The organism is Chitinophaga sp., assembly GCF_036566945.1.
Classification (GTDB): domain Bacteria; phylum Bacteroidota; class Bacteroidia; order Chitinophagales; family Chitinophagaceae; genus Chitinophaga.
The window spans coordinates 1-6,212 of the sequence record NZ_DATCVJ010000433.1 but is presented as its reverse complement, the minus strand read 5'-3'; the positions used below and the strand labels follow the sequence as shown (position 1 = coordinate 6,212).

The following is a 6,212-nucleotide window of genomic DNA, read 5'->3' as shown; positions in this document are numbered from 1 at the left end:
GCAGATCTTGATTTTGCCTGCGCCAACATCCGCGATAAAAAAGATATTACCTGTTCGCAGATTACCAAATGGGTAGCACTGGCATACAAATCCAGGGTATGTTTGTTTGAAGGAACTTTCCGCAAATACCATAAGGATATGCAGTTGCCGGAAGATGAAAATAAATGGCTGCAGGCGGCGCTTACGGCGGCAGATGATGTGATAAAGGGCGCGCAATATTCCCTGAATACCGCCGGTGATCCCACCATGAACTACCGCAACCTGTTTATTAATGAAACACCTAACGCCAACGAAATAATACTGGCGTATGTATGTAATAAAAGTCTGCGTGTATTTAATGATGCCAACTGGTATTTCACCAGCGCTACTTATGGCAACCGCATTAGTTTGGTGAAAACATTTGCAGACACCTATCTCAATATCGACGGTACCCGGTTTACAGATAAACCCGGCTTTGATAATCTGCCATTTAATGAAGAAGTAAAGAACAGGGATTTGCGCCTGCAACAAACCATCCGCATGGGTAACTACCGCAGGGATGGACAAATAGCGCCACCTGACTTTACGTATACCTATACGGGTTATCAACCGCTCAAATTTACGCTGGATGCGAAAGCAACAGACGGGGTAGCAGAAAATAATAACTCTATTCCAATTATCCGCTATGCAGAAGTATTGTTGAATAAAGCAGAAGCCAAAGCGGAGCTCAATAAGGGCCTTTCTGCGGATGACTGGAACGCTACCATCAAACCGTTGAGACAACGCGCCGGATTGAAAAATACAGACATGCCATTAACCCCTGATCCTTATCTGGCAGCCAAATTTTATGGCAATATGGAAACACCCATTCTCCTGGAAATTCGTCGCGAACGCGCGATAGAACTGATCATGGAAGGTTTCCGCTTTTATGACCTGATGCGTTGGGGCCTGGGTCCTTTACTGACAAGTCCTTATGTGGGCTTATATGTGCCAGCAATGGATGTACTGATGGATTTAAATGAAGACGGCAAACCAGATGTTTCTTTCGTAAAAAAAATACCCGCGACAAAAGTTCCTGGCGTATATTATTTCCTCATTGATGGCGATCAGACAAAATTATCTGACGGTAACAGTGGCAACCTGATCTGGCTGAGTAATATAGAAAGGAAGTGGGAAGACTTTAAATACGTATATCCGATACCGTTCAATGACCTGTCATTAAATCCTGCATTGGGACAAAACCATTTATGGGAATAATCATTAAATATATTATAACATGAAAAAGATAACAGGCATGGCACTGCTGCTGCTGATAGGGCTTTCTTCCTTTTCACAGAAAGCCAGTCATGTAGTACTCATTACGATAGATGGTTTCCGCCCGGATTTCTACACTGATGCTTCCTGGGGGATGGTAAACCTGCGGATGATGAAGGAAAACGGCGCCTATGCAGACGGGGTAAACAGTGTATTCCCAACCGTTACCTATCCCAATCATACGTCTCTGATTACCGGTGTAACGCCGGCTAAACACGGTATTTACTACAACACACCTTTTGAACCGGCAGGGGCTACCGGTATCTGGTATTTCTATTACGACAGCATCAAGGTACCTACTTTATTTGATGCGGTACATAAGGCGGGAAAAACTTCTGCCAATGTAATCTGGCCGGTAAGCGTAGGCGCGCCTATTAATTACAATATTCCTGACGTATGGATTACCGGTAAAAAAGATCGCCGGGATCTTATGGCAAAAGTATGTACACCCGCCGGGCTTTGGCAGGAAGTACAGGACAATGCCACTGGAAAACTTGGGGTAAAAGATTTTACCATGGAAGACGAAGAAATGATCCTGGATGAAAATGTGGCGCGCATGTCGGCCTACCTGATCACTACTTACAAGCCCGCATTTACCACACTGCACCTGGCCTGTACCGATCACTATGAACACGAACAGGGACGTGATGGATTGTTGGTGAGAAAAGCTGTGGCAGGAGCAGACCGTGCACTGGGCACTATTATAGAAGCACTCAAACGTGCAGGGATCTACGATAATACTGCCATCATCGTTACCGGTGATCATGGCTTTGTGAATATCAGCCAGACTTTTTCTCCCAATATTTTACTGGCAAAAAACGGGCTGCTGAATAATGCCGCTACCGGCGACTGGAAAGCACAGTTCCATAGCTCCGGTGGTGCAGCCTTCCTGCACCTGAAAGACGAGAAAGACGTTGCTACAATAAATAAAGTATTGGCTATCTTAAAAGCCCTCCCTGCTGCGCAACAACAATTGTTCAAGGTTATCGACCGTTCACAACTGGATGCGGTGGGAGCGAATCCACACGCTGCTTTAGCCCTGGCAGCTGCTCCCGGTGTAACCATTGGTGGCGCCGCCACCGGAGCGTTGGTAAAGACTGCCAAAGGTGGTACCCACGGTTATTTTCCTGACTTTAAGGAGATACAAACCGGGTTTGTGGCCTTCGGTGCCGGGATCGATAAAGGCGGTCATGTGAAAGAAATGAATGTCACAGATGTGGCGCCGGTAGTGGCACAGTTGCTGGGATTGCCGCTGGGGAATACTGATGGTAAAGTACCGGTAGGGGTGTTGGCAAAGTAGGGATTGTATGTAAAATGGTTGGAGCGTCTCAAAAATAATTGAGGCGCTCTTTTGTTTTTTGGGTGCATGGCCAGACTTATTTCCAGATAACCGGGCCAGCCGTTTTTTTATGTTTTGCATGGCCTCTTGACTGCAAGTCCAAAGATGATTCGTTGCCGTTACTGGGACTTCCGGAATTGTTGTCAATCAGGCCGTGAATATTTTTTTGGAAATAATTATTTCCAGGGCTAAATGTTAGATTATTTGTATTATTGTTGTTACCGAATAATTGTGACATTAATAACCCAGTAAATGCATCTATTTTCTGATGTGTTTTATTATTGATAACATTTTTAACCCTTAACCTTGATTTATGAAATATACCATTGCAAATTAGAGAACAACTTCTCCGAAAGAGGAAATCCTGGATGGAAAGCCAACATTAGCCGCTTAGCCACTCAACAGATTTATCCTGAAAGCCGTTATGAAACATATCTGTGCCTAGGCTGAAACGAAGGCGAGAAAATTGATTCCCTGAAGACAAACAACCTTTTTTGCACACTCCCCTGATTCATTTGAAAGCCTAAGTGCACGCATACATGGTAAGTTTGGAGTACTCCAGTGCATCGTCGCATTCAGCCGGTCCTTATCTGGATAATTTTACCGGGCTTCGTGAGGAATCAAAATACAGCTTTCACACAAAGTCTTGAGAACCCGCAGCCTCGTACTCAGGGGGACAACTAATCATAAACGACTGGGTAGTGGTCCTAATGGTAGTGGGGAAAAAATAAATACTTATGAAATACACTTTTGGCATTATTTGCCTTTTATTAACTGTTGCAGGCAAGGCGCAGTTGCCGACTATTGTTCCACCTTCGCCGCAAAGTAAAGCGCTTCAGATTTATGGAGAAGTGCCGGTTACTTATAATACAGGAATACCTGATATATCTATTCCGCTGTATACGGTAAAATCCGGAGATGTAGAAGTGCCTATTGTATTGAGATATTATGCGGCAGGTATAAAACCGAAGGAGTTGAATCAAACCAATATAGGAGCCGGTTGGACGCTGGATGTTGGCGGCCTCATTTCGCGAAATGTCGAAGGCCGTGCAGATGAATTATGTCCTAAGCCTAATCCTATGATGTCTGCTTTTGAGATTGACCAGGATAACTATGCCCATACCCTTTATCTGGAAGATATTATTACCAATCGAACAAAAGATGTACAATACGATAGGTTCACTTATACCATGGGAGATAAGCATGGTAATTTTTCTATTGAGGATGATGGCACGGGTCAGTTCAAGGCGTATTCTTATCCTTTTGTACCCTATAATATCCAGGTCCAGACAGGAGCTCCCTCAGATCCTAAGTACTACCGGAGTATAACAGGTATTGATATCACAGATGATAATGGACTCCTGTATAAGTTCGGCCATTCAAATATAGAAAAGGCCATTGTTGATGCGGACAAGGCGCCCACCGGATGGTATCTGGAGCAGGTGTCGGATGTTTCGGGCGCAAATAAAATCTCTTTTGCCTACGACGATATCCCGGCTTTTCAATTCGTTAATACGGTTGGTACGACTCAAATAAGGAGTAACTCTTTACCCGGAGATAATGGCGTTCCTATAGGTAGCTTTTGCACCGGCAACGGAAGTGCTTTTTCAGGATATTGTAATATACAGGGCCAAGGCATTACTTACGAGACGAAGATCATTAAGAATATATCGTTAAAAGAGGGGAATATACAGTTTAACCTGAATGCATCAAAAAACTACATTGAAAGTATTGTAGTACGGAATAGCAAAAATGAAATAATACGCTCCATCGTATTTGACAGAGATAATTTCCCAGGCAGCACCGCCCTGTTCCGGCTTAAATCTGTGACAATCAGTGGAGCATCTTCCAGTGTAAATGAGCAGTATAACTTTACCTATAATGAAGCCCATCCGGTGGCAGATAATCGCTGTCTGATTGACCAATGGGGTTTTTGCCGGGGAGAGTCGGATAATACGGCCGTTTGTGCAACGCGGGTTGTTAATATCATACAAGCAGCGGACGGTAATAATCCGCCATTGCACCAGAACATTACGGTTGGCGATGCGGATTTCTCTCCCAATGAAGATTATATGAAAAGATATATTCTCGAAAAAATTACCTATCCAACCGGAGGTACCACCGAATTTGCTTTCGAAGCCAACAAATACGCCGTGGGCACCGGAAGCTTTAGTTTGGGCGGAGGTTTGAGGATCAAGCAGATTTTGTCTAAAGATAAAACGGGGAATACTATTTCCCGGACTTACGAATATGATCCAGGTTATCTGGAACATGACATGGACAATGAGATGAATTATAGTACCTGTCGTTTTATCATTACGGGAGGATGTACCGGATCGGATGGCTATACAACGCAGTATTATGTTTTCAGAGACCGGCAGATGTCAAATAGCTGGAATGGTATCCTGGGGAGCAATAATGTTCAGTATGCAAGAGTGACGGAATATATTGGAAATGCGGCTGATAATACCGGGAAGAACATCTATACTTATTCTTATGACAATGGAGATAACCTGGCCCCGACCAATATTGGTGGAGGGGTAAGGGGACAATATGTTCCCAGTTATTATCGTAGTGAATGCAGAAACTGGGCGAATGGTTTATTGAGGAAAAAGGAAGTTTTCGTTAATACAGGAAACAGCGTCTATCAGATAACGGAAGATATCTCTTACAACTATTCCTATGTCACTCAAAAAATCCTTACTGGACTATATGTATACCAGGTAGCCTCCTATTCTGGATATCCCACTGATCCCGTGGGAGTTTACACGGCAAGAAATGACTTCGCTACGCGGAGCTCTGTGCCAGATAAAAGCCGGCTGTTGTTCGGCTCAAGTATTAGTAATCAGAGTGTGATCACGGGCGCAAATTATCTCAGGTCTGAAGTAAGTAATAAATATGTTGGCAGTGATGTGCTCACAACAACTACTATTTACGATCACGACAACCCCAATAATTATTATCCGACCGGTATTACAAAATATTCCAGTAACGGAGATACCTCTTTTACAAGCCTTGCTTATGTAGATGATTTTTCTACTACAACCCCTTATAATACGATGAAATCTCGTAATATCTTAAGTCCGGTGATAGAGAAAAAAGAATATGTAAAAACAGCTACTGTTCCGTCGAGATTGGTGAAAACAGAGAGGACTAATCAGAAAGCATGGCCGGAGGGCGTTTTTAAGCCCGTGAATGTGCAATTGTCAACATCGTCGGTTCCGCTGGAAAACAGACTGGAATTTGATCAGTATGATTCTTCGGGAAATATTCTGCAGATGAAACAGTCTAATAATATTAATGAGTGTTACCTGTATGGCTATAAAAACCAGTATCCGGTGGTCCGGGTAGTTGGCAGCGATTTAGCCACTGTCAAAAGTTTTATCAATCCATCCATTCTGAATGACCCGCAAAGCGATCAACAATTGAGAGATGAATTGAATAAACTGCGTACAGGATTACCAGCTGCATTAATTACCACCTATACGTTTAAACCTTTGATAGGTATGACTTCCGAAACAGATCCTGCTGGCAGAACAACTTTTTATGAGTATGATTCATTCGGAAGACTGAAAGTGGT

General features: G+C 43.4%; 3 protein-coding genes. All 3 read left to right on the top strand.

Annotated elements, in window-relative coordinates; all coding sequences use genetic code 11:
• A partial coding sequence (locus VIP81_RS13085; protein ID WP_331961099.1) for a RagB/SusD family nutrient uptake outer membrane protein occupies positions 1-1,236 on the top strand: 1,236 nt, incomplete at its 5' end.
• A 19-nt stretch (positions 1,237-1,255) separates the two neighbouring features.
• Positions 1,256-2,593, top strand: a complete 1,338-nt coding sequence (locus VIP81_RS13080; protein ID WP_331961096.1) for an ectonucleotide pyrophosphatase/phosphodiesterase — start codon at positions 1,256-1,258, stop codon at positions 2,591-2,593.
• A 776-nt stretch (positions 2,594-3,369) separates the two neighbouring features.
• The coding region (locus VIP81_RS13075) for an RHS repeat domain-containing protein (protein ID WP_331961093.1) at positions 3,370-6,212 on the top strand (2,843 nt) is incomplete at its 3' end.